Raw genomic sequence first — 24,343 nt, forward strand, 5'->3', positions numbered from 1 at the left:
AATGAAATTGACAACAGCACCAGGATTAAAATCAGAAATATTTGTTCCAATTACACCTAAGCCCGTTTGGACACCGCTGAAGAAATCTTTGAATGAATGTAAGGTAGCATTTATAACAGCTGGAGGTATTCACAAAAAAGATCAGGTTCCTTTCAATACAGCAGGTGATTACACCTATCGACCAATTCCATCGGATACACCGACTTCAGAGCTGATGGTTACGCATGGTGGATTTGACAATTCAGATATCAATAAGGACGTAAATGCAATGTTCCCATTAGATAGGCTTCGTGAACTTGTTGAGGAAGGATTTATAGGGAGTCTGGCAGAGGAAATGTACGGTTTCATGGGAGGCGGCGGAAATGTGGACAAATTCAAGAATGAAACGGGGCCTGAAATTGCTTCCAAGCTTAAAGCCCAGAATGTAGACATTGTACTTTGTACTGGAGGCTGTGGTACCTGCCATCGTTCAGCCACTATTGTAACAAGAGCTTGTGAAGAGGCGGGAATGTCTTGTATTGTAATTGCTGCATTGCCTCCAATTGCCCAGCAGCAGGGAGCCCCACGTATTGCGGCAGCTCACGTGCCTATAGGTTCAAATGCCGGTGAACCAAATAACATAGAAATGCAAACAGGCATTCTAAAAGATTCACTTAAATGTATAGAAGAATTTGATCACTTTGGACAATTAAAGTTATTGCCATATGAATACAGACACAATGTTTAACTAGGAGGCAGTTATGGATTATTTACCGAAATTACCAAACGCCGAAAAAGTATTTCTCGCAGTGGACTCCCATACTATGGGAGAACCAACGAGAATTGTATTGCAGGGTTTCCCGGAACTGCAAGGTAAAACAATGATGGAACGTAAAAATTTTCTCAAAAAGAATTATGACCATTACAGGACAGCCCTCATGCTTGAACCACGAGGACACAGAGATATGTTCGGGGCTGTTGTTACAGAACCAATCAGTGAGGAAGCTGATTTGGGAGTAATATTTATGGACAGCGGTGGATACTTGAATATGTGTGGACATGGAAGTATAGGAACAGCTACTGTGGCAGTCGAGACTTCATTGGTTGAAGTTAAGGAGCCTTATACAGATGTAGTTCTGGAAGCTCCGGCAGGTATAATCAGAACCAAAGTGAAAGTTGAAAATGGAAGAGCAGTGGAAGTAAGCATTTTAAATGTTCCCGCTTTTTTATATAAAGAGGACGTAGAAGTGGAAATTGATGGTTATGGAAGAATTCAATTTGATATTTCCTTTGGAGGCAGTTTTTTTGCACTGGTTGATACGGAAAAAATCGGCATTGCAATTAAACAGGATAATTTGCCACTATTAAAAGATATGGCCATGAAGCTTATAAGAAAGATAAATGAATCAATGAGAATTGTTCACCCGTATTTGGATATAACATCTGTGGATCTTGTTGAGTTTTACGGAAAATCAGATAATCCACGGGCAGATTTGAAAAATGTTGTTATCTTTGGTGAATCACAGGTGGATCGCTCGCCCTGTGGTACAGGAACCAGTGCTAAACTGGCCTATCTCTATTCAAAAGGAAAGATAAGTCTTGGAGAAGAGTTTTGCTATGAAAGCATCACAGGTTCTATATTTAGAGGATCTGCAGTGAAAGAAGTTAAAATTGGAGGAAGAAAGGCTATTATTCCACGAATTACAGGAAGTGCGTATATTACAGGATTGAATAAATTGATATTGAATGATTATGATCCTCATGAGTATGGTTTCATTATTGGGAAAAAATATAAAAGGGAAAAATCAAGCACTATATAATAGGTAGGGAAAGGATATTAATAATATGAAGTTTAATTATTATTTACCGGTAAATCTTGTTTTTGGATCCGGAAAAATAGAAGTGCTGGGTGAAGAAACAGCGAAATATGGTAAAAAGGCTTTTATTGTTACAGGAAGAAACAGCACCAGGAAGACCGGTCTGCTTGATAGATCGATCAAACTCCTGGATAAGGCTGGAATTGAATATGTAGTATTTGATAAAGTAACCAATAATCCCTTGACTACAACAGTTGAACAGGGTGCGGGTTTAGCTGTTGAAGCTGGATGTGATGTTGTAGTTGGCATTGGCGGCGGAAGTATCATGGATGCCGCCAAGGCCATTGCATTCAGTGTAAAAAACAGAGGCGATATTTCCGATTATATTTTTGGAAGAATATATGGTAAAACTGCACTTCCGATTGTACTTGTGCCCACAACTGCAGGTACAGGAAGTGAAGGCAATAATTTTGCTGTATTGACCAATCCTGAAAATGGAGATAAGAAATCCCTTAGAACCGGAGCAATTTATGCAAAAGTATCGATTATTGATCCTGAACTTATGATGACAATGCCAAAGTCAATTATTGCCTCAGTGGGATTTGATGCATTGACTCATAATATAGAGGCATATGTTTCAAGAATAAGTCAGCCTATTACTGATATGCAGGCTCTTTATGGAATGAAGCTTTTGTCGGAGAATCTGGTGAAAGTTTATAATGACCCTGAAGATATTGAGGCATGGGAAAAGGTTACACTAGCTTCTACACTCGGTGGAATGGTTATCGGGGTATCGGGAGTTGCGGCTGCCCATGCACTGGAGCATCCCGTAAGTGGTTTAAAAAATGTAGTTCATGGCAGAGGGCTTGCGGCTTTGATGCCGGATGTAGTTAAAAGATCGTTTGAATATGCACCTGAAAAATTTGGTGTTGTTTCTAAAATTCTAGGTGGGAAGAATGAAAGTGATTGTTCAGAAGTCATTCGAAAATTGCTTGAAAAAATAGAATTGAATGTCAACCTTTCTGACCTGGGAGTAAGTTCCGATGACGTAGAGTGGATGGCTGAAAATTGTATGAAGGTTTCCATGGCATCATTGAAGAATAATCCGAAACAGTTTGATTATGAAGAGATTAAAGAAATTTACTATGCTTGTATATAAATTTATGTAGATAAAGGAGATCGTAGATATGAGATTAAAAGATAAAGGACTAGCTGCACAAGATGTAAAATCCTTAGTTAAAAAATATATGATTGAAACATATGAACGCTATGATTTTGTATGTGAACGTGCAAAGGGTATGTATCTTTATGATGAAAAGGGGGAAGGCTATCTCGATTTTTATGGTGGTATTGCTGTAAACAGTGCAGGAAACTGCAATGACAAAGTTATTGCTGCTGTAAAAGAACAGATTGAAGATGTAATGCATACATTTAACTATCCCTATACTATTCCACAGGCACTCCTGGCAGAGAAAATATGTGAAACCATTGGAATGGACAAGATATTCTACCAAAATACAGGTACCGAAGCAAATGAGGCAATGATCAAAATGGCCAGAAAGTATGGTGTAGAAAAGTATGGACCCAACAAATATAATATTGTAACGGCCAAACAGGGCTTTCACGGAAGAACTTACGGTTCATTGACTGCTACAGGACAACCTGACAATGCATGCCAGATTGGTTTCAAGCCCATGGTTCCAGGATTTTCCTATGCGGACTTCAATGATCTGGAATCATTCAAATCCTTAGTTACTGAAAATACAATTGCCATTATGATTGAACCGATCCAGGGTGAAGGAGGGGTTATTCCGGCTACACAGGAGTTCATGAAAGGAATTAGAAAACTTTGTGATGACAAAGGTATGCTGCTTTTAATAGATGAAGTACAGACAGGATGGTGCAGAACTGGAAAGGTTATGGCATATATGCATTATGGTATAAAGCCGGATATCGTATCCATGGCAAAAGCTATGGGTGGAGGAATGCCTATTGGAGCAATTTGTGCAACTGAAGAGGTATCAAAAGCTTTCACTATGGGATCTCATGGAACCACTTTCGGAGGGAATCCTTTATGTTGTGCCGGTTCACTTGCTGAAATAAATGAATTGCTGGATAATGATCTGGCTGGAAATGCTGAAAAAGTGGGAAATTATTTCATGAATAAATTGAAGACACTTCCACATGTGAAGGATGTACGTGGCAAGGGACTGATGATAGGCATTGAATTTGATGCACCTTTGGGTAAAGACATAAAGCATGGCTGTTTTGATAGAAAGCTTCTTGTCACCTTGATAGGAACTTCTGTAATTCGTGTACTGCCGCCGCTTATTGCAGCTAAAGAAGATTGTGACAAGGCATACGAGATTTTAAGGGCAGCAGTAGAAGAAGCATATAAATAAATTTTCATACATTCGTTTGCGGTTTTCTGTGATGAAATTTAATCATTACAGAAAACCGCTTTTCTTTTATATGTACTTAAGGTACAAACAAGTATATATATAATTGTTTGTTTTGTATATATGAATATTATTAGTAATATGTTAAATTATATATAATTAATTTATTAAATTAGCAATATGTCAATTTAAATATTATAAATATTATAAATATTATAATGGATAAGGGGGAAGAGGAATGACTGTAATTGGCGCAGATTTATTAGTGGACAAAGTAGAAAAATATTATAAAAGTTTTAAAGCTGTTGATAAAGTAAGCTTCAAAGTCAATAAAGGAGAATTCTTAACTATATTGGGGCCAAGTGGTTCAGGTAAAACATCATTATTAAAACTAATTGCGGGGTTTGAAAAAATAAATTCAGGTCAAATCCTTTTGAATAATGATAATATCGAAAAGAAGAAACCTTATGAAAGAAATATTGGAATGCTGTTTCAAAATTATGCCCTATTTCCACATATGACTGTTTTTGATAATATTGCCTATCCTCTTAAGATTAGAAAGGTCAACAAAGACGACATAAAAAAAAGAGTCAATGATATGTTAAAAATGATTGATCTGGAGGAGGTAGCAAAGAGATATCCTAAACAGCTGAGTGGAGGTCAGCAGCAAAGAGTTGCTTTAGCCAGGGCTATAGTGTTCAACCCTCCGCTGCTTTTGCTGGATGAACCATTGGGGGCATTGGATAAACACCTGAGACAAAAGATGCAGTTGGAGATCAAGCATATACAGCAAAAGATCGGTATTACAACTATAAGTGTTACCCATGATCAGGAAGAAGCACTTACAATGTCGGATAAAGTATGCATTATGAATAAAGGACAGCTGGAGCAAATAGATACTCCGGAAAATATATATCAAAAACCAAAGAGCAGGTTTGCAGCAGAATTTATTGGTGAAATAAATCTTATAGATGGAAAAATAATTGAAACAGAAGGGAAATTGGCAACTGTAGAAATATTCAATAAAAAAATTGTGAAGGCGGAAATGGAGGAACCAGATCAGTACCTACAGGGCAAGGCAGTTTCCATAGCATTAAGACCAGAAAACATAGTTGTCAGTAAAGGTGAAGCAAAATATGATAATAACATCAGTGTTGTTGTCAAAGAAGTCATTTTTGTTGGAGATTCATTAAAAGTAAAAGTAGTTAACAAGAAGGAGCAGGAGATGATAGTAAAAGTAGATGTAGAGGATTCTATAAAGAATTTATTGACTGAAGGTCAGGAAATAATATTGAATTGGGAGACAGACAAATGCTCCTTGATAGGAAATTAATATATAAAATCTGTGTGAATCGGATGAGGAGGAATAAATTATGAAGAAAAAATTACTATCTTTAATAGGAATAATGTTAATATTGTTTAGTTTTTCAGGATGTGGGAATTCTTCAAAGACTTCAGGAAATGATGATAAACAGCTTGTTGTTGTTGATTGGGGAGGGGCATATTCTGACGCCAGGAAAAAGGCAAATTATGAGCCGTTTGAGAAAAAATATGGAGTTAAAATAGTTGTAGTAAATCCTACCGACTACGGTAAACTGAAAGCTATGGTTCAATCGGGAAATGTTGAATGGGATGTAGTAAATGTAGATTCTGATTTTTCATTAAGAGGTGGAAAACAGGGACTGCTTGAAAAATTGGATTATAACTTAATAAAGACAGATGGAATTGATAAAAAATTTATAAATCCATATGGTGTAGGATCAGATACCTTCAGTGTTGCTATTTGTTACGGTACAAATACTTTTTCAAAGGATAATCATCCTAAGAATTGGGCTGAATTTTGGGATACAGCCAAATATCCTGGAGCACGTACTATGTGGAAGTATCCTCTGGGAACATTGGAAAGTGCGCTTTTGGCAGATGGAGTTAAGCCTGAAGATTTATATCCTTTGGATGTAGACAGGGCTTTTAAGAGCCTTGACAAGATAAAGAAGAATGTTAAACTCTGGTGGACTAGCGGGGCACAGACACCTCAGGCTCTTTCAAGTGGAGATGTTACTTTGGCAGCATCATGGAATAGTAGGATTGCAGAAGCCAAAAGAGAAGGAGCACCGGTAGACTTAGAATATAATCAAGCCTTAATAGGCGGAGATTCATGGGTAATACCAAAAGGAGCAAAACATAAGGATCTTGCCATGAAGTTTATTGCATATGTAACTACTCCAGAGCAGCAGGCAGCATTTTCGAAATTAATCGATGATGGACCAGCAAGTTCAAAAGCAGTTGATTTATTGCCGGAAGATAGAAAAAAGGCACTTGGTAAAACTGACGAAGATGCTAAAAAACAGATAATTGTAGATGTCAACTGGTGGGCTGACAATTATGAAGCTGTGGATAAGAGGTTTCAAGAATGGTTGATTCAGTAAAATGTATCAGTACTTTGAGATTATATAATCTCAAAGTACTGAGTATAGAAACAATCAACCGATGAATGGAGGGATAAAATTGATGGATGAAAATTTAAAAGGACAAAAATATGGATTAGAAAATAATTTTTTGTGGTCCAGATTCAGGAATTTACTGAATCCAAAATGGACGTTGATCTGGATTCCAGGATTGTTTGTACTGCTGTTTACGTTTATTCCTATATTGAAATTATTCAAATTGAGTTTTGTAGATCAGGATGGGTTTACATTAAAGTACCTATCTATGGTTTTTACACAGAAAATATATTTTCAGGTTATATTGCTTACGTTGAAAACTGGATTTTTAATAACAATAATATCCATTTTACTGGCATATCCTGTAGCTTATTTTATTGTGAAGACAAAATCTTCCAGAGCAAAAAGATTGGTTCTTCTTATAATTATGATACCATTTTGGATTAGCTTGCTGGTTCGTACTTTTTCATGGATAATAATTCTTCAGGATCAGGGCATATTGAATTCCTTTCTTATTCATATCGGATTGATAGACAAGCCAATGCATCTGCTGTACAATACTATATCTGTAACAATTGGTATGGTTCATGTTTTATTTCCATTTATGGTCTTGAATATTTATTCTTCCATGGAGAATATAGACATGCAATTGGTTCAGGTAGCAGAAGTCATGGGAGCAAAGCCGATTAGAGCTTTTTGGCAAATATTTTTTCCGCTGTCAGTTCCAGGGATATTGTCGGGCTCGATACTTGTATTTGTTCTATCATTAGGGTACTTTATAACCCCTTCATTATTGGGTGGATCAAAAAACATGCTGATTTCGACACTTATACAAAATAATATAAGTGCTACGTTGAACTGGCCTCTGGCATCTTCACTTGCACTGGTATTGTTTATAATCACCATGGCACTATTGTCCGTACTTGGGTTGCTGATGAAAAAATATCATATGATTGGAGATGAGTAGTAATGTGGTTGCCTATAGTTGTAATTGTCGTATTGTTCTTTCTTATAGCACCTGTATTTGTACTTATACCATTATCATTTACTTCTTTGACTTATTTTAAGTTTCCACCTCCAGGTTTTTCAACACAATGGTATAGAGCATTTTTCGACAACAGTCAATGGATGGAATGCTTTGGAAGAAGCATCGAAATATCCATACTGACGGTAATACTTTCGCTTGTTATAGGTACTATGGCTGCAGCGGCAGTTACTAGAATAGAATTTAAATATAAAGAAATTTTTATGGCATTTATGGTCATGCCTATGGTTATTCCTGTAATTATAATAAGCATAGCATTGTATAATGCTTTTTCTCCCCTAAGATTGACTGATACTATACAGGGTATAGTGCTTGCGCATACACTACTTTCCATACCAATGGTATTTGTAACTGTGATGACAGGTCTCAAAGGGGTTGATAGAAATATAGAACTGGCTGCCATGGGTTTGGGTTCCAGGTATATTGGCGTATTTTTTCATATAACACTGCCTCAAATAAAGGCCAGTATGCTGTCTGCGGCAATATTTGCCTTCAGTACCTCAATAGATGAAGTAACTGTAACTATGTTTATAGCCGGTGCAAATACCAAGACTCTTCCTGTTGCAATGTGGGAGAGCATGAGAAACAATATAGCTCCGGATATAGCTGCAGTATCAACAATATTGATAGGTATAACATTGTTGATGCTTGGTATACAGGGAATCATGAAGAGCAGAGTTGCCAAAATAAAACAGAATTAAATTCAACTTTTAAAACTGATGCATGGGCATCAGTTTTTTCATGCAGCCACAATTTTCTATCATGTTGTGTTAAAATTTTAATATAGTAGGATTATATATGAGGGTGTGTATGAATTATGATAGTTAATTGTGGAAATGTAAACACGTTGCCTTATGCTGATAAGTTGAAACTTGTAGCCGGTAAAAACGGATTGGATAGAGTAATAAAGTGGGTTCACTACCTTGAAAATCCAGATTACATTATGTGGTTGAAAGGTGGAGAATTAGTCTTAATAACAGGTATACTTATACAAGACAAGCCTAATGAACTTGTAAAGATTGTAAATGATTTAAATAGTAAAAATGTAGCTGGTCTTGTTATAAATGTAGGTCCATATATTGACAGAACTCCGAAGGAAGTAATAGATGCTGCAAACTCCTTTGATTTTCCAATATTTGAACTGCCTTTTAATATAAGGTTTATTGATATAAGTCAAAGTATATGCAAGGCTATTTTTATGAGCAGAATTGAGCAGGAATCCATGAACAATTTTATGAAAAAGATAATTTATGGTGATGTAGACTTCAACAGTCAGGAGATTGTAAACAGAGCGGTTTTTTATGGATATAGCCCCCGATCGGCTTATTGTACATTTGTCATATTGATAAATAATTTTACTGATTTTATTATAAAAAGTGGAACCTGGGATGAAGAAATTGCATATAGATTTGTACAGCAAGTTAATCAAATAATAGCTGATGTCATGGATATATATGATAAAAATACAATCCGGATAGTTGAAAATAATTCTATAATAGTAATGTTTGCTGTTGATAATATTAAGAAGGACAAGATTAATTCCATTGCATATGAATTAATCAAGAGAATATCTTACAAAATAAAAGATATTGATATAAACATTGGTATAAGCAATTTGTGGATTAATTTAAAAAATCTTAGAAACAGTGTGGATAATGCACAGAAAGCTTTAAAGATTTTAAGAATAGTTAAAAACAAAGATGGAATACTTAACTACAATAATATAGGAATATACAGATTGTTGTTTGAAATAGAAAAGAAGAATGAAATGAAAATATTTTATAAGGAGACACTTGGAAAATTAATTGATTATGATATGAAAAATTCTACAAGATTGGTTGAAACTCTTAAGACATATATAGACAATAACTGTAACTTATTAAATACTGCTAATTGCCTTTTTATACATAAAAATACATTAAAGTACAGAATCAAAAGAATAGAGGAAATTTCTGGATGCAATCTTAAAAGTATAGACGATTTATTAAATTTTGATATGGCTTTTAAAATAAACGATTTTATAACATGTATCTAAAAGAACAAATAGAATACTTTATAATTGTCTCCTAGGTATATATTAATATCAATGACAATGTGTTAAATTATATATGAAGTAATTAATAAATTAATAAATTATAACACTGTTAAGAAACAATTTATTAATTATAAAATTATAAGGTATGATATTTGGAGGGATTAGAAATGATTGAGGAAAGTAATGCAAAAATCGTAACGGAGATTCCAGGTCCTAAATCGAAGAAATTAATAAAAAAGAGGGAAAAATATGTAGCTAAAGGGGTTAGTTGTTCTGCACCCATATTTGTAGATGAAGCAAAAGGAGCGCTTATAAAAGATATAGACGGAAATGTGTTTGTTGATTTTGCAGGAGCTATAGGAGTGCAGAATATTGGACATAGGGACGATGGAGTAGTTGAAGCTGTAAAAGCACAGCTTGACAAATATATTCACCCATGTTTTCATTCAAATATGTACGAGCCATATATTGCACTTTCAGAAAAGCTTGTAGAAATTACTCCAGGCAATTATCCGAAAAAGGCAATGCTTTCAAATAGTGGTGCCGAGGCCGTAGAAAATGCTATTAAAATAGCAAGGGCATACACAAAAAAAACCGGTATTATTTCACTTAACGGATCTTTTCATGGCAGGACTAATCTCACAATGTCCATAACAAGTAAATATAAGCCATATAAAAATGGGTTCGGGCCTTTTTCAACAGAAACTTATAAGACTGAAGCTGCGTACTGCTATAGATGTCCACTTGGATGTAAATATCCTGAATGTGGTATAGCTTGTGCAGAAAAATTGAGGACCATGTTAAAAACTGTTGTATCAAAAGATATGATAGCTTGTCTTATAGCAGAACCCGTACAAGGAGAAGGGGGTTTTTTAGTACCGCCGAAAGAATATTTCCAGAAGCTTCAAGAGATATGCAATGAAAATGATATAGTGTTTATAATTGATGAGGTACAGGCTGGGTTTGCAAGAACGGGTAAATTGTTTGCACATGAGCATTTTGATGTTGAGGCTGATATAATAACTATGTCCAAATCCATAGCAAATGGAATTCCGCTGAGCGCAGTTGTAGGAAAAGCTGAAATTATGGATGCTGCATGTGTTGGAGGAATTGGAGGAACATACGGAGGCAGTCCGCTGGGATGTGTTGCGGCACTCAAAGTTATAGAAAAAATAAAAAAAGATAGCCTTTGTGACAGGGCCAATGAAGTTGGTAAATATATATTAGATAAACTTAATGAAATGAAAAAAGAGTATGGTGTAATAGGAGACGTAAGAGGTCTTGGAGCCATGATTGGTCTGGAATTTGTAAAGGATAGGAGCACAAAGGAACCTTATGGAGAAATTGTAAAGAATATCGTAGATTATTGCTTTAAACATGGAGTTATATTTTTAAATGCCGGATTGTTCGGCAATGTAATCAGATTTCTTCCACCGCTTGTGATAACACATGATCAACTTGAATATGGACTCAAGGTGCTTGAAGATGCAATTGGCAAATTCAGTATACAAGAACAAGTAAAATATAAAAGTATTGTTTAGTAGTTTTGCCTTGTAAAATTTTAGATAAAAAAGAAGTACATTTAATCTAATAGGTGTACTTCTTTTTATACTATAAATAATCAAGGCTTATTTTGGCAAATGAGAAGTATCATTTATGGTATATATCATTGGACTTAAATTATCATCAAAAATTATTTTGGACACAGAGGTATTTAAAAGTACAATTTTATGGTACATTGAAAGTTCCCAGTCAAATAATGCCACTAATCCGGCTTTTATTATTCCGCCGTGGGCTACTACTGCGATCTTTTTATGGCTATTTTTGTTCACAATATCCATTAAAACACCTCTGGCTCTTTTGCAGGCATTTTTCAGACTTAAGTCTCCACCGCATAATGGTGCTTCTTCGGTATCGGTTTTCCACCTTATGTATTCTTTTTCGTAATTAGTAAGAATTTCTCTGGAAGTTAGTCCTTCCCATTTGCCATAATTGATTTCGCGTAAGTTATTTGCTATCATAGGCTGTTTACCAGTATTTTCTGAAATTATTTCAGCAGTTTTTCTGGCACGTTTTAATGGACTTGAATAAATATAATCAAAATTTCCATTTAGATGCCTGGCAAGATATTCAGCTTGAGTTATTCCATCCGGTGCAAGCTCTATATCTGAGCATCCCTGAAATTTACCAAGTGTATTCCATTCTGTTTGACCGTGTCTTATCAATAATAATTCAGTTTGCATTGCTACATCTCCCACGTATTTTATGATTAAATACTAGAATATTTTATACTGCAAGTCAATAAAAATAAACATATAATTCGAATGCTTGATCATTTTGTTGACAAAATCAATTTTAATATGTTAATATTTAAATTAATTGAATATTTGATTCTTATCAAGAGAGGCAGAGGGACTGGCCCTATGATGCCCGGCAACCTGAACATGGTTTTCAACGGTGCCAATTCCAGCAGGTACATACCTGAAAGATGAGAAAGTGTATAAAAAAACTTTCTTGTAATTTTAAGCAGGAGGTTTTTTATTTTATAATCAGATTAGTTCTTTTTAGGTGTGAAATGATAATTTGTAAGTTGTAGTATATTATTAAATTTAGCTTAATTGACTTTTCACCATAAAAGTTAAAAGATTATAAAAGATTGGAATTAAAAATCATCCTGCAGAAAAATATTTAGATAATTATATTTTAGGAGGACGTTATGAATATAAAGGTAAATGGAGAAGACAAGAATATAAAGGATGGAGTAACAGTAACTGAAATTTTGAAAATTGAAAATGTTGAAATGCCTGATATGGTTTCAGTACAATTGAATGATGAATTTGTAGATAGAGATAAATTTTCCGATACTGTATTAAAAGAAAATGATAAGATAGATTTCTTGTATTTCATGGGAGGTGGAGCTCTTGGATTTTAATGAAGAGCAAATCGAAAGATATTCAAGACATATAATATTGTCTGAAGTTGGAGTAGAAGGACAGGAAAAGCTCCTCAATTCAAAAGTACTCATCATAGGTACAGGCGGACTTGGAGCACCTGCGGCAATGTATCTTGCTGCTGCAGGTATAGGAACTATTGGACTTGTAGATGGAGATGTAGTTGATTTGTCCAATCTTCAAAGACAGATAATACATCAGACGAAAGATGTAGGGAAACCTAAAGTGCAATCCGGGAAGGAAACCATAAACGAGTTAAATCATGATGTAAATGTAATAACCTATGATGAACTTGTAGATTCACACAATATTTTGGATATAATAGAGGATCAGAACTATGATTTTATAATAGACGGTACAGATAATTTTCCAGCCAAATTTTTGATAAATGATGCCTGCGTACTTTCCAAGAAGCCATTTTCGCATGGCGGCATAATAAGATTTCAGGGACAACTAACTACCTACATACCTGACAATGGGACTCCTTGCTACAGATGTATTTTTCAATCACCACCTCCAGCTGGTGTAGTACCTACATGCAGGGAGGCAGGAGTACTTGGTGTTATGGGTGGAGTGATAGGATCGCTTCAGGCAACCGAAGCTCTTAAATATATCCTTGGACTTGGAGGTAATCTTGCTGGATATCTTCTAACGTACAATGCACTGACAATGCAGTTCAGAAAAATAAAAGTCGGTAAAAATAAAAAATGTGGAATATGTGGCGAGCATCCTACTATAAAAAATCTTATAGACTATGAGCAGGCTGCTTGTGATCTAAAAACCGGAAGTTTAAAAGGGTGATAAATTATGATTTATATAGATAGATTGGAGTATGAAAAAATTATAGAGCAGGCAAGAAGAGAATTACCGGATGAATGCTGTGGTTATCTTGCTGGAAATAAGTCCGGAGCAGATATATTTATAAAAGAGGTATATGCTCTGACCAATATAGACCACAGTAATGAACACTTTTCAATGGATCCAAAAGAACAGTTCAATGTTATAAAGTCCATTAGAAAAAAAGGATTGGAGGTGATAGGAAACTACCATTCCCATCCTGAATCTCCATCCAGGCCTTCTGAAGAGGATAAAAGGCTTGCATTTGACCCTAATATACTCTATGGGATTTTATCACTGCAAAAGCAGGAGCCTGTATTTAACTTATTTAAGATAAGTAAAGATAAAATTGTTGAAAAACTTGCGTACAAGGTCAGTTAATTATTAATATAAATTTTGGGAGGTGTATTTTATATGATAGATATAAGTCAGGATAATTATAAGGCAATAGAAAGTATAAAAGACAAGTCTGAGCAATATGAAAGAAAAGATATAGATCCAGTCAGGTTCAAGGCATTCAGAGTGTCGATGGGAGTATATGAACAGAGAAAAAAGGAAACTTACATGGTAAGAACTAGAATACCAGGTGGGGTTATAAGCCTAAAGCAATTTCAATGTCTAAGTGAACTTGCCAAAAAATATGCAGGAGGAAAGTTGAAATTTACATCGAGGCAGGATATTCAGTTCCATAGTGTTGACCTGAAAGATGCATATCCGATAATGAAATCTCTCATAGATGCAGGTATAATAACAAAAGGTACAGGAGGAAATACTGTAAGAAATATCGAGTGTTCACCGTTGTCGGGAGTTTCACTTGATGATGTGTTTGATGTAACGCCATATATGAAGGCTGCTACCAACTATCTGATAAAGGATCCTACTACCATGAATATGCCGAGAAAGTACAAGATAGCCTTTTCCAATAGTCCGGCTGATACAGGCAATGCAACAATATCGGATCTTGGATTTATTGCCAGGATTGTAGACGGAAAAAGAGGATTTGAGTTGTATGGAGGCGGCGGATTCGGCGGAAGCCCGAGGGTATCACTCAAGCTTAGAGATTTTGTGAATGCAGAAGATATTCTCTACTATATTCAGGCAATGAAGAATTTATTTGAGGCAGAAGGGGACCGAACCAACAAGAATAAGGCTAGAATAAGATTCATAGTAATGAGACTTGGTGAGAAGAAATTTATAGAAAGATTCGATGAAGAAGTAGACAAATTGAAATCGACAGGTGGCCTGGATGTTCATGTAGATGAAGATGAATTCATATTGAATCATACATCACAGGTTGTGGAGGATGTCAAAATATCTGGAGAACTTGGCAATATACTGTTTCCTCAGAAACAGGCTGGATATTACTCGGTTTATGTACATCCACAGAGCGGGAACCTGAATGCCGGCAATTTGGATGAGGTTCTGGATTTTGTCAAAAACCTGGACTATGAAATATCAATCAGGGTAACAAACACGCAGGGATTTTTTATAAGAGATTTAAAAGAACAGGATGCACAAAAACTTATTCCTGTGATAGATAAATTTACTTCAAGATATAACATGGATAATTCACTGACCTGTGTTGGTGCATCTACCTGTCAGCTTGGACTTTGTCTTTCCCAGAATTTATTGAAGGGAATCAAGGAAAGATTTAAAGAAGCACCATCAGATATAAAAGCTGCGCTTCCAAGGATGTACATATCAGGATGTCCAAATTCATGTGCACAGCATGAAAAAGGGGCAATAGGACTTCATGGAAGAGCCAAGAGAACAAAAGAAGGACTTATACCAATGTATTCAGTATCACTTGGAGGAAAGGTTGGATCAAATTCAGCCAGAATGGGTGAAGACTATGGAGATATTCCGGCCAAAAAAATTCCGGATTTCCTCTATGAACTTGCAGGTTTAAAGGTGAACTCTGGATATGAGGATTTTTATAAGTTTTTAAACGGCAAAGCATCAGATATAAAGGAACTTATAGGCAAATATACTAATATAGATGAGTTTATCAACGAAATTGACATCTATTTTGACTTTGGTTCTTGTGAGAGATTTTCCTTAAAAGGACGTGGTCCGGGAGAATGCAGCAGCGGTGTCATGGATGTTATAAGACTTGATCTTTCCAATGCAGGAGATTATCTTGAAAAATACAGAAAAACGAACAAGAACTTGGATTTGTACTCTTCAGCGGTATCTTCAGCACGAACTCTTCTGGTTTTAAGAGGTGTAGATACTAACAAGGACAGAGAAATATTTGAGCAGTTCATAAAGAATTTTGTAGATGAAGGATACTTGAAAGCTTCCATAAAGGAATTGTTCCAGAGTCTTATAGATTACAAGATGGGTGACCTGGACAATTTACACGATAAACTGCCGGAGGTGGAATATCTGTATAATAAAGTCAAGGCAATGTATGAGTCCTTAAATGGCAAATTGGATATAACTCTTCCCAAAGAAGAGAGTGTTCAGCTGAAGGATGAAAACAAAAATGATGGTGAAAAAGGTTATAAGATAATTGATTTCAGGGGAGTAAAATGTCCTATAAATTTTGTAAAGGTAAAAATTGAACTTTCCAAAATCAAGTCAGGAGAAACAAGAGGATTTTACCTTGATGACGGGGAACCGATAAGCAATGTTCCTCAAAGTGTAAAGAAAGAAGGACATAAGATAATTTCGATAGATACAAATTATGATGGATACAATTTACTCGTTGTAGAAAAGAAGTAGTAGGGGGTAATTATGAAGTTTAATACCAAACTCATACATGGAAATTTAAATATAGATGGAACGGGAGCCACCAACGTTCCTGTATATCTTTCAAATGCCTATGCCCACAGTAGTGCGGAAGAGCTTGAAAATATATTTAGTGGCAGAAATATGGGGTATGCTTATACCAGAATATCAAATCCTACTACTACTTCTTTTGAAAGAAGAATGGCCAGTGTAGAAGAAGGTGTCGTTGCTACCTCGGCAGCATCTGGCATGAGTGCTATCTATCTTGCCATAATGAATGTATTGCAGCCGGGAGATGAAATAATTGCTTCAACCGGTCTTTATGGCGGAACGTATACCTTGATAAGAAATCTCAAATCTTTTGGAATAAAGGTAAAGTTTCTTGATAATATGGATGAAATTTCTTTAAATAATGCAATAACTGAAAATACAAAGCTGGTGTTTACGGAAACCATAGGCAATCCAAAACTTGATGTCCTTGATATAGAATCTGTTTCAAAAATTTGCAGGGACAACGATATTATTTTGATTGCAGATTCTACAATGACTACACCATACCTTATAAAACCTCTGAAATATGGAGTTGATATAGTCATACATTCTACATCCAAATATATAAATGGTACATCAAATTCCATAGGAGGAATTATAATAGATGGAGGGAGCAGCAAGTATTCTAATCCCAAATATGACAATTTCAAGTCATATGTAAAAAAATACGGCAAGATGGCATTTACGGCCAAGCTTAAGGATACAATAGGTAGAGATATAGGGGCAGCTTTATCGCCAATGAGTTCATTTTTAAATCTCACGGGATTGGAGACTTTGTCTCTAAGAATGAGAGAGCACTGCAGGAATGCTTTGACTATTGCCCGATATCTAGCCGACAATAAAAAAATAGTTGAAGTAAACTATCCAGGACTTGAAACTTCAAAATACAATAACTTAGTTAAAAAGTATTATAAAAATGAAGCTGGAGGAATTTTGACGTTCAGATTGGGAAGCAAGGAAAAAGCATTTAATTTCTTAAACAGCTTAAAACTTGTATTGAATCTTACGAATATAGGAGATACAAAGTCCATAATAATTCATCCATCTTCCACAATATGTTCAAATAATACCGAGAAAGAAAAAATACAAATGGGAGTATATGATGATTTGCTTAGATTATCTGTGGGAATAGAAGATGTTGATGACATAATAGAAGATATTGAGCAGGCACTTGATATCCTATAATTTAATTTATAAAAATAGAGTACAAGTTAACTTGCACTCTATTTTTAGTTGATTACTTATTTGGATAAAGTATTATTTTGTTGGCTTCCTTGGACATACTTAACTTAAAAGCTTCTTCCCATCTGTTTAAAGGAAACTTATGGGATATAAGATCTTCTACATTCAATTTTTTTTGTTGGAGTAATTTTATAGCTGTATTCCAGGATGTGGGCTTGGATGAGATAAAGCTTATTAAATCAAGTTCTTTAAGAAGCAGCTCATCCCATAAATTTATAGTAGCTTTGGAAGGGGCAGATACAAGGACTATTTGTCCTAGCTTTTTTACTATATCAAAAGCGGTATCTAATGCTGAGTTGGACCCTGAACATTCAAAAACTATATCGGCACCAAGTCCATCAGTTAGATTATATATGTGCTTCCCGATGTTATCCTGTCCGACTATAAGTATATCTTTTATTCCCATCTTCTTAGCAAGTTCGAGCCTTTTTTTGCTGTGTGCTGTTCCTATTAAAATGACTCTTGCACCTGCAATTTTGACAAGCTGTGCAGTTATAATTCCAATAGGTCCAGGACCTGAAACAACACAGGTATCACCAGGCTTTATGCTTGATCTTTCAAATACACCATGCACACAACAACTTATTGGTTCCACCATTGCACCTTCTTCAAAAGAAACATTGTCAGGAAGCTTGTGTATTCTATTTGAGTCACATACTACATATTCTGCAAAAAAACCATTCACCTTTGATCCGAGACTTGTTCTATTTATGCATAAATTGTAATAGCCTTCTATACAATATTCACATTTCCCGCAATGTGTAAATGTGGTCTCAGTTACAACATGATCACCTACTTTTAGATCTGATACACCTTCACCAATTTCTGATATGATCCCACTTCCTTCATGCCCTATCACTACAGGTGTCTTGAGTTTTGTTTTTCCTTCATCGGTTTTATAGAATCTTATATCCGTACCACATATTCCTGCAGCCATGACCTTTATTACTACTTGTTTATATCCTGCTTTTGGTATTGGCAATTCCCTCAATTCGGTATTTTGCGCTTCTGGAGATGTTTTAACTAGAGCCTTCAATGGAAATCATCTTCTTTCTATATTGAAGTTTGGCTGGTATGAAGATATAAAGTTACAGAACTACCTGTCGAGTTCAGGCAATATGGCATATTTAATGCCTTCCTGCCTTCCAATGCTCTCAAGTGCATCTATGGTTTTTGAAAGAGGATATTCTCCCGTTATAAACATGCTGCCGTCAATCTCCTTGGTTGCAAGAAGGTGCAGGGCCTGCTGTATATGATATGGTGTATGGTGATATACTGCCTTTATCTGTATTTCCTCGTAGTGGAATTTCTGGCAGTCAATTGTTATCTGTGATCCCTTTTTAGTTCCGCCGAAGGCCAGTACAAGTCCCCGGGGTCTTATCATGTTTATTGCATTTTCCCATGCTTGTGGGAAACCTGTAGCCTCAATTGCAACGTCCACACCTTTTCCTTCCTGTGAGAGTTTTCTTACTTTTTCTATATGTTCCGGTGAGGATGCATTTACCGTGTATACAGCCCCAAATTTCTTCGCCTGTTCAAGCCTGTAATCTGACAGATCCACGGAAATTACCCTTGCACCTTTCAAAGTGGCAAGCTTTACAAACATGAGGCCTATTGGACCGGCACCTATTACTGCCACGGTTTCACCAACTTTTATCGGGGTTCTGTCTATACCATGGACGGCACATCCGAGCGGTTCTACAAGGGCGGCCTCCCTATAATCAAGCCCCTCGGGAATCTTGTAGTAGTTGTAATTGAGTATTCTCTCGGGAACCACAACGTATTCTGAAAAAGCTCCATTTAAATACTGAAGGTCTTCACATAGGCTGAACATTCCTCTTTTGCAGAAATAACAATGGTAGCAGGGAGCTGTATTGGCGCCTACAACTCTGTCGCCAAGCTTGAATCCGGTAACGTTTTTACCGGCCTCGACAACATCACCTGCGAATTCATGTCCAAAGGTTGAAGGTGTTTTTGTAACTATAGTGGGATGTCCTCTTCTATAGGTCTTGAGATCGGTACCACAGGTCAGGGCAGCTTTGACTTTTACAAGTATCTCGCTGTCGCCGGGTGTAGGTATGTCCACCTCTTCAAATCTTACATCTCCTGGTGCATAGAACATCTGTGCTTTCATTTTTCCTTTCATGCTTATTCCTCCTAGTTTTATATAAACTTATTTTATTGTCCATACTTTTCGATAATAGACTGTCTTGCTTCTTTGCAGACTTGTTCGGGCAGAGGAGAAAGAGTGCCTATTATTTTTGCACCAATGGCTATTTTAGCAGCCTCCTCAATAACTATCGCATTATTTAGTGCTATATCTATATTTGTTCCTACTGATAAGGCTCCGTGTTTTTCCATGAGTATGGCATCATCATTTTTTAATGATTCAGCTGTAACTTCAGCAAGTTCTTTGCTGCCCATAGGTCTGTAAGGAGCACATCTTACAGGTCCCCCTACTAATCCAGCTAATTCTGCAAGCAGACATGGAATTTCCTGATTGCAGCAGGCCCAGGCTGTAGCCCATGGAGAATGTGTGTGTACGACTCCGCTGACATCAGATCTTCTTCTGTAAACTGCACAGTGCATTCCAGCTTCAATAGAAGGTTTCCTTTTCCCATCTATGATGTTGCAATTTTCATCTACTACAACAATGTCTTCTGGGAGTAATTCTTCATATTTCATTCCGCTGGGGGTGACACAAATATAACCGGTTTTATTATCCCTAAGGCTAAAATTACCGAAAGTTAATGCTACAAGTTTTTGCCTTTGGACTTCTAATGCAATTTCTATGACCTTTTTTCTTTGAATGTCTAGTAACATTGAAATCTCTCCTCAAATTTTATTTTGTTGTAACATGTAAAAGTTAAGGTATTTAATATTACTTTTACATATGTTCATTACAATGATTTATGTAAAATTAATTTTGACATTATAGTATCATTGAGATGATAGTTTGTCAATAAATAAATTTTGTCTTTGGCAGCAGCTAAAAAATAGTACTCTATAGACTATTGACTTATAAAATAAAAATGCATATAATCGTTTTGAACATAAATAAACATATAGAACACATGTAAAAGTAGTAAAAGTAAATTTTTATTTGGCGCCGCATTAAATATTTACGCGTACTTTTTTGACTTAATTTTAAATTATGGAGGTTGAAAATATGCTGGGATTAAATTATAAGCTGGAAGACTTAGAAAAAAGAGGACAAGCTATATATACTGCCATTATAGGAGCAGGACAGATGGGAAGAGGTATGACAAGCCAGATGATACTCATGAAAGGAATGACTCCTTCAATTGTAGTTGACATAAATCTTGATAATGCAAAAAAAGCGTTCCTGAATGCAGGGATACCTGAAAAGGATATTTTGATTGCGACAAATCAAGAAGAGGCAGATGAATGGATGAAAAAAAAGAAATATGTTGCTGCATCAGATAGTCATTTTGCAACACAATCCAAGGTTATTCAAGCTGTCATAGAAGCAACAGGTATAACTGAAGTTGGTGCTGAAATAGCACTGGATACCATATTGAATAAGAAACATATTGTGATGCTCAATGCCGAAACGGATGCAGTAGTGGGGCCTATACTGAAAAAATTTGCAGATAATGCAGGAGTAGTATTTACGGGAGCAGCAGGAGATGAGCCGGGAGCAGTCAAGGAGCTCTATGATTTTGCCATAGCTGCTGGATTTGAAGTCAGAGTTGTAGGAAAAGGCAAAAATAACAAGGTTGATCTTGACTGCAATCCTGATACTGTAAAAGAGGAAGCAGTGAGAAGAGGTGTTAGTCCGCATATGCTTGCAGCGTTTAAGGAAGGAAGCAAGACTATGGTTGAAATGGCACTGATGTCAAATTCAACAGGCTGTGTTCCTGATATAAGGGGAGCACATGGAATAAGTGGACAAGTAAATGATTTACCTAAGATACTGAGCCTGAAAGAAGAAGGTGGAGTACTAAATAAATATGGTGTTGTTGAGTATGTCGATGGAATAGCACCTGGAGTGTTCTTGATTGTGACAAGTAAATTACCTGAAGTAAGAAATGAAATGGAGTATTTGAGTATGGGAAAAGGACCAAATTATATACTTTATAGACCATATCATTTATGCAGCCTGGAAACTCCTTTATCAGCAGCAAAAGCAGTATTGGATCATCAGGCTACCATAGCTCCATTGGCTGGTCTTGTATCGGAAGTAGTAACTGTTGCAAAGAAAGATCTGAAAGCAGGGGAAAAATTAGATGGAATTGGTGGCTATACCGTTTATGGGACAATTGAAAAAGCCGATATAGCCAGTAAGCTGGGGGCCATACCCGTAGGATTGATAAATACTGATACTGTATTGACCAAAGATGTTAAAAAGGGTGATATTATTACTTATGACATGGTTGAATTCAAGAGAGAAACAACACTTATGCAGTTAAGAAAGATGCAGGATAAGATCTTTTAGTAGAATTTAAGATAAATTATACAAATAATTTGGTTTTGATTGTGATGTTTTTAAAACCAAATTATTTGTATTTTATAATTAATAAGTTTTAAAGTAATTAAATTGTTGTGGCCTGGTTTCTTTGATGGTATAATTCAATATGTTATCAAATGTTCAACTTGTGAAAAATGATAATATTGAGAGGAGATTGAGTGCTATTATGAGAAAAATTGTAGGTACAACAAGTTTAATAATTAAATGCTGTAAATTATATTATGAGGATTCACTGACTCAGGATGAAATAAGTAAAAATCTAGGAATTTCAAGACCTACAGTATCCAGATTGCTTGATGAAGGTAGAAAGCAGGGAATAGTAAAAATTGAAATATTAAATCCTTTAAAAAATAATTATGAAGATTTAGAGAGAGATATAGAAAAAAAGTATAATATCAGGGAAACTATTATAGTTGATGATAATGATGATGAGAATATACAAAAAAAAGTTGCTGCCAAAGCTGCTGCACAATACTTGCAGCGTATTGTAAAAAAAGATAATAAAATAGGTGTCTCAATGGGAACAACAATAAAAAACATTTCAAAATACATTACTCAAAATCAAAGATTGCAGTTACAATTTATACCTCTTGTAGGAGGAATCGGACAGATTCAAATTGATATCCACCCTAATCAGATAGTTATGGACCTGGCTAGGGCATATAATGGTGAATTTAAATTGCTGCATGTCCCTGCAGTGGTATCAAATGCTGATATAAGGGATAATTTCATAAAAGAGAAGAGTATAAATGAAATATTGATGATAGGAAAAAGTGTGGATATTGCAGTTGTTGGAATTGGTTCTCCAGTAATAAAAAGGTCTACTATGATGAAAAGCGGATATTTTGATATAGAAGATATAAGAAAATTTAAAAAAGAAGGGGCAGTAGGAGATATATGCCTGCAATTTTATAATATAAATGGTGAATTTAAAAACTTTCAATTTAATAAACGAGTTGTAGGAATTACATTGGAGGATATTAGAAATATTAAAACTGTCATAGGAGTTGCATGCGGAAATGATAAAGTTCAAGCTATTAAGGGAGCGCTAAAGGGCAATTTTTTAGATGTACTGATTACTGACTACAGTACTGCAAAGATTATTTATGAAAATACAATATGAAAATATACTATTAAAGTTTTATTTATTAGTATTATAAATTATTCTATTATAAAAAAGAAGACGAAATACAATAAAAAGAAAATAAAAGAAAATAAAAGAAAAAACAATTTGAAGTGGAATTAATCATTTAATAATTTAATATACTAGGTTTGTATATTAAATAAAAAGAATGTATTATTAAATAAAAGTCATAAGAATTTAAATATAAGTAGATTTTCTATAAAGGGGGGATAAATTATGTTTAAGTTTATTTGTATAATTATAGGCTTGATGTTAATACAGACTTTTATGGCACACTTCCAAGCCAAAAGTTATAGGGACGTTGTTAGAAAACTTCGAGGGAAGGGAATAATAGGAATAGGAGTCAAGAAAGGTAGAATAAAGGCTGGAACTATAGTAATACTTGTGAGTGACAACAAAGGTAGGATTATTGAAGGCGAGCAAATGAGAGGTTATACTATTTTTGCAAGGTTTAAAGTAATTGATGGAATTGAAGGACAAGATATTTTAGAGTTAAAGAATAAAGTGATTTTACAAAAAAGAAATAAAGCTTTTTTAGATGCAATTGAACGAATAGAAGATGTATTATCGAAAAAAAGCAGCAATATTAATGAAATTGAAAATATAAAATAAGTTTTTATATTTATGAAAAGGTTTTAATAATTATGGATTAAGTTTAAATATTTTAGGAGGAATGTTTTGTGAAATATAAAGCTAAAGTTACTGGTATAGGGGATTCTGCGTTTGAATTATTTGAAGCATGTAATAGTCTTGTTATTTTTAATGATAATGCTCCAGCTGAATTGGCCGAAATTTCTATATTGCATACTATTGAAAACTTTAAAGAAAATATAGCTGTTGGGGATAAACTTATATTAGGAAATCAAACTTATATAATAACTTCAATAGGTGATGAAGCCATACATACCTTGAAGGAAATGGGACATTGTACACTTAAGTTTTCAGAAGATGAAGAAGTTGACTTACCAGGTCAAATTGCATTGAAGGGTTCATCTTCTCCTGATGTAAACGTTGGTGATATTATTGCATTTGTATAGTAGTTAGTACACTCCTTAGCAATACGAAAAAAAACGATAAATAGTAAAAATAAAAGAAATTGAGAGCATATTTAAGAAAAGGTATACAATATTTAAGAAAAGAAATAAACAATCAATTTGAATAAAATATGATATGTTAG

At 35.1% G+C, this 24,343-nt stretch carries 23 protein-coding genes and 1 riboswitch; of the genes, 19 read left to right on the plus strand and 4 right to left on the minus strand.

Annotated features, from left to right (window positions below; translation table 11 throughout):
- Position 1: 1 nt before the first annotated feature.
- The 10 genes from prdB (at position 2) to gabT (ending at position 11,257) form a co-directional block, all read left to right on the plus strand.
- A complete protein-coding gene (prdB, locus tag LKE46_RS16265) occupies positions 2-727 on the plus strand; it encodes a D-proline reductase (dithiol) protein PrdB (protein ID WP_291724760.1) in 726 nt (241 codons plus the stop codon).
- 13 nt (positions 728-740) lie between these two features.
- Positions 741-1,799 carry a proline racemase family protein gene (locus tag LKE46_RS16270; RefSeq protein WP_291724764.1) on the plus strand — a complete coding sequence of 353 codons (1,059 nt, stop codon included), beginning with the start codon at positions 741-743 and terminating at the stop codon, positions 1,797-1,799.
- A 25-nt stretch (positions 1,800-1,824) separates the two neighbouring features.
- Complete coding sequence (locus LKE46_RS16275; protein WP_291724769.1) at positions 1,825-2,955, plus strand: iron-containing alcohol dehydrogenase; 1,131 nt, start codon at positions 1,825-1,827, stop codon at positions 2,953-2,955.
- A gap of 28 nt (positions 2,956-2,983) precedes the next feature.
- Positions 2,984-4,198 (plus strand): aspartate aminotransferase family protein, encoded by a 1,215-nt coding sequence (locus tag LKE46_RS16280; RefSeq protein WP_291724772.1) that lies wholly within the window; start codon positions 2,984-2,986, stop codon positions 4,196-4,198.
- Between the two features lie 235 nt (positions 4,199-4,433).
- Positions 4,434-5,528, plus strand: coding sequence for an ABC transporter ATP-binding protein (locus LKE46_RS16285; RefSeq protein WP_291724775.1), 1,095 nt, complete (start codon positions 4,434-4,436; stop codon positions 5,526-5,528).
- Between the two features lie 40 nt (positions 5,529-5,568).
- On the plus strand, positions 5,569-6,621 hold the full coding sequence (locus tag LKE46_RS16290; protein WP_291724781.1) for an ABC transporter substrate-binding protein: 1,053 nt from the start codon (positions 5,569-5,571) through the stop codon (positions 6,619-6,621).
- 82 nt (positions 6,622-6,703) lie between these two features.
- Positions 6,704-7,603, plus strand: coding sequence for an ABC transporter permease (locus tag LKE46_RS16295; RefSeq protein ID WP_291724784.1), 900 nt, complete (start codon positions 6,704-6,706; stop codon positions 7,601-7,603).
- 2 nt (positions 7,604-7,605) lie between these two features.
- Entirely contained in the window at positions 7,606-8,382 is a 777-nt protein-coding gene (locus LKE46_RS16300) for an ABC transporter permease (RefSeq protein WP_291724787.1), read from the plus strand.
- A 116-nt stretch (positions 8,383-8,498) separates the two neighbouring features.
- Complete coding sequence (locus tag LKE46_RS16305) at positions 8,499-9,716, plus strand: PucR family transcriptional regulator (RefSeq protein WP_291724790.1); 1,218 nt, start codon at positions 8,499-8,501, stop codon at positions 9,714-9,716.
- Between the two features lie 167 nt (positions 9,717-9,883).
- Complete coding sequence (gabT, locus tag LKE46_RS16310; RefSeq protein ID WP_291724793.1) at positions 9,884-11,257, plus strand: 4-aminobutyrate--2-oxoglutarate transaminase; 1,374 nt, start codon at positions 9,884-9,886, stop codon at positions 11,255-11,257.
- An 87-nt stretch (positions 11,258-11,344) separates the two neighbouring features.
- Here the strand turns inward: gabT and LKE46_RS16315 are convergent, their stop codons facing one another.
- A complete protein-coding gene (locus LKE46_RS16315) occupies positions 11,345-11,959 on the minus strand; it encodes a histidine phosphatase family protein (RefSeq protein WP_291724795.1) in 615 nt (204 codons plus the stop codon).
- 148 nt (positions 11,960-12,107) lie between these two features.
- Positions 12,108-12,211, plus strand: a riboswitch (SAM riboswitch).
- Positions 12,212-12,432: 221 nt separating this feature from the next.
- Here LKE46_RS16315 and thiS point away from each other — a divergent pair.
- The 5 genes from thiS to LKE46_RS16340 are packed head-to-tail and all read left to right on the plus strand — an operon-like array spanning position 12,433 to position 17,473.
- Entirely contained in the window at positions 12,433-12,648 is a 216-nt protein-coding gene (gene thiS, locus LKE46_RS16320) for a sulfur carrier protein ThiS (RefSeq protein ID WP_291724798.1), read from the plus strand.
- Positions 12,638-13,468, plus strand: a complete 831-nt coding sequence (locus LKE46_RS16325; RefSeq protein WP_291724801.1) for a HesA/MoeB/ThiF family protein — start codon at positions 12,638-12,640, stop codon at positions 13,466-13,468. The genes thiS and LKE46_RS16325 overlap by 11 nt, the downstream gene beginning before the upstream one ends.
- Before the next feature lie 6 nt (positions 13,469-13,474).
- Positions 13,475-13,885, plus strand: a complete 411-nt coding sequence (locus LKE46_RS16330) for a M67 family metallopeptidase (protein ID WP_291724804.1) — start codon at positions 13,475-13,477, stop codon at positions 13,883-13,885.
- 33 nt (positions 13,886-13,918) lie between these two features.
- Complete coding sequence (locus LKE46_RS16335) at positions 13,919-16,231, plus strand: sulfurtransferase TusA family protein (RefSeq protein ID WP_291724806.1); 2,313 nt, start codon at positions 13,919-13,921, stop codon at positions 16,229-16,231.
- A 12-nt stretch (positions 16,232-16,243) separates the two neighbouring features.
- Complete coding sequence (locus LKE46_RS16340) at positions 16,244-17,473, plus strand: O-acetylhomoserine aminocarboxypropyltransferase/cysteine synthase family protein (protein ID WP_291724808.1); 1,230 nt, start codon at positions 16,244-16,246, stop codon at positions 17,471-17,473.
- A 52-nt stretch (positions 17,474-17,525) separates the two neighbouring features.
- On the opposite strand, the gene LKE46_RS16345 is transcribed toward LKE46_RS16340, so the two are convergent.
- From LKE46_RS16345 to LKE46_RS16355, 3 genes are read right to left on the minus strand one after another with little or no spacing between them, the layout of a single operon-like run.
- Positions 17,526-18,566, minus strand: a complete 1,041-nt coding sequence (locus LKE46_RS16345) for a zinc-dependent alcohol dehydrogenase (RefSeq protein ID WP_291724812.1) — start codon at positions 18,564-18,566, stop codon at positions 17,526-17,528.
- Between the two features lie 60 nt (positions 18,567-18,626).
- Positions 18,627-19,676: a zinc-dependent alcohol dehydrogenase gene (locus LKE46_RS16350; RefSeq protein WP_291724814.1), complete on the minus strand. Its 1,050-nt coding sequence runs from the start codon at positions 19,674-19,676 to the stop codon at positions 18,627-18,629.
- A gap of 32 nt (positions 19,677-19,708) precedes the next feature.
- A complete protein-coding gene (locus LKE46_RS16355; RefSeq protein ID WP_291724818.1) occupies positions 19,709-20,353 on the minus strand; it encodes a class II aldolase/adducin family protein in 645 nt (214 codons plus the stop codon).
- 346 nt (positions 20,354-20,699) lie between these two features.
- On the opposite strand from LKE46_RS16355, the gene LKE46_RS16360 reads away from it, so the two are divergent.
- The 4 genes from LKE46_RS16360 (at position 20,700) to LKE46_RS16375 (ending at position 24,203) form a co-directional block, all read left to right on the plus strand.
- Positions 20,700-21,989, plus strand: coding sequence for an NAD(P)H-dependent oxidoreductase (locus LKE46_RS16360; RefSeq protein ID WP_291724822.1), 1,290 nt, complete (start codon positions 20,700-20,702; stop codon positions 21,987-21,989).
- Positions 21,990-22,188: 199 nt separating this feature from the next.
- Entirely contained in the window at positions 22,189-23,145 is a 957-nt protein-coding gene (locus LKE46_RS16365) for a sugar-binding transcriptional regulator (protein ID WP_291724825.1), read from the plus strand.
- A 237-nt stretch (positions 23,146-23,382) separates the two neighbouring features.
- The gene (locus LKE46_RS16370; RefSeq protein WP_291724828.1) at positions 23,383-23,778 is read left to right on the plus strand and encodes a transcriptional regulator GutM; all 396 of its coding nucleotides are present in this window, start codon (positions 23,383-23,385) and stop codon (positions 23,776-23,778) included.
- Positions 23,779-23,846: 68 nt separating this feature from the next.
- A complete protein-coding gene (locus LKE46_RS16375; protein ID WP_291724831.1) occupies positions 23,847-24,203 on the plus strand; it encodes a PTS glucitol/sorbitol transporter subunit IIA in 357 nt (118 codons plus the stop codon).
- The last annotated feature ends 140 nt before the right edge of the window (positions 24,204-24,343 follow it).

The sequence above is a fragment of the Clostridium sp. genome, from assembly GCF_022482905.1.
Lineage (GTDB): Bacteria > Bacillota > Clostridia > Clostridiales > Clostridiaceae > Clostridium_B.

Bases quoted from the DNA above. Each gene is read 5' to 3' on its own strand.
- prdB (WP_291724760.1), top strand. From the start codon at position 2: ATGAAATTGACAACAGCACCAGGATTAAAATCAGAAATATTTGTTCCA.
- LKE46_RS16270 (WP_291724764.1), top strand. From the start codon at position 741: ATGGATTATTTACCGAAATTACCAAACGCCGAAAAAGTATTTCTCGCA.
- LKE46_RS16275 (WP_291724769.1), top strand. From the start codon at position 1,825: ATGAAGTTTAATTATTATTTACCGGTAAATCTTGTTTTTGGATCCGGA.
- LKE46_RS16280 (WP_291724772.1), top strand. From the start codon at position 2,984: ATGAGATTAAAAGATAAAGGACTAGCTGCACAAGATGTAAAATCCTTA.
- LKE46_RS16285 (WP_291724775.1), top strand. From the start codon at position 4,434: ATGACTGTAATTGGCGCAGATTTATTAGTGGACAAAGTAGAAAAATAT.
- LKE46_RS16290 (WP_291724781.1), top strand. From the start codon at position 5,569: ATGAAGAAAAAATTACTATCTTTAATAGGAATAATGTTAATATTGTTT.
- LKE46_RS16295 (WP_291724784.1), top strand. From the start codon at position 6,704: ATGGATGAAAATTTAAAAGGACAAAAATATGGATTAGAAAATAATTTT.
- LKE46_RS16300 (WP_291724787.1), top strand. From the start codon at position 7,606: ATGTGGTTGCCTATAGTTGTAATTGTCGTATTGTTCTTTCTTATAGCA.
- LKE46_RS16305 (WP_291724790.1), top strand. From the start codon at position 8,499: ATGATAGTTAATTGTGGAAATGTAAACACGTTGCCTTATGCTGATAAG.
- gabT (WP_291724793.1), top strand. From the start codon at position 9,884: ATGATTGAGGAAAGTAATGCAAAAATCGTAACGGAGATTCCAGGTCCT.
- LKE46_RS16315 (WP_291724795.1), bottom strand. From the start codon at position 11,959: ATGCAAACTGAATTATTATTGATAAGACACGGTCAAACAGAATGGAAT.
- thiS (WP_291724798.1), top strand. From the start codon at position 12,433: ATGAATATAAAGGTAAATGGAGAAGACAAGAATATAAAGGATGGAGTA.
- LKE46_RS16330 (WP_291724804.1), top strand. From the start codon at position 13,475: ATGATTTATATAGATAGATTGGAGTATGAAAAAATTATAGAGCAGGCA.
- LKE46_RS16335 (WP_291724806.1), top strand. From the start codon at position 13,919: ATGATAGATATAAGTCAGGATAATTATAAGGCAATAGAAAGTATAAAA.
- LKE46_RS16340 (WP_291724808.1), top strand. From the start codon at position 16,244: ATGAAGTTTAATACCAAACTCATACATGGAAATTTAAATATAGATGGA.
- LKE46_RS16350 (WP_291724814.1), bottom strand. From the start codon at position 19,676: ATGAAAGGAAAAATGAAAGCACAGATGTTCTATGCACCAGGAGATGTA.
- LKE46_RS16355 (WP_291724818.1), bottom strand. From the start codon at position 20,353: ATGTTACTAGACATTCAAAGAAAAAAGGTCATAGAAATTGCATTAGAA.
- LKE46_RS16360 (WP_291724822.1), top strand. From the start codon at position 20,700: ATGCTGGGATTAAATTATAAGCTGGAAGACTTAGAAAAAAGAGGACAA.
- LKE46_RS16365 (WP_291724825.1), top strand. From the start codon at position 22,189: ATGAGAAAAATTGTAGGTACAACAAGTTTAATAATTAAATGCTGTAAA.
- LKE46_RS16370 (WP_291724828.1), top strand. From the start codon at position 23,383: ATGTTTAAGTTTATTTGTATAATTATAGGCTTGATGTTAATACAGACT.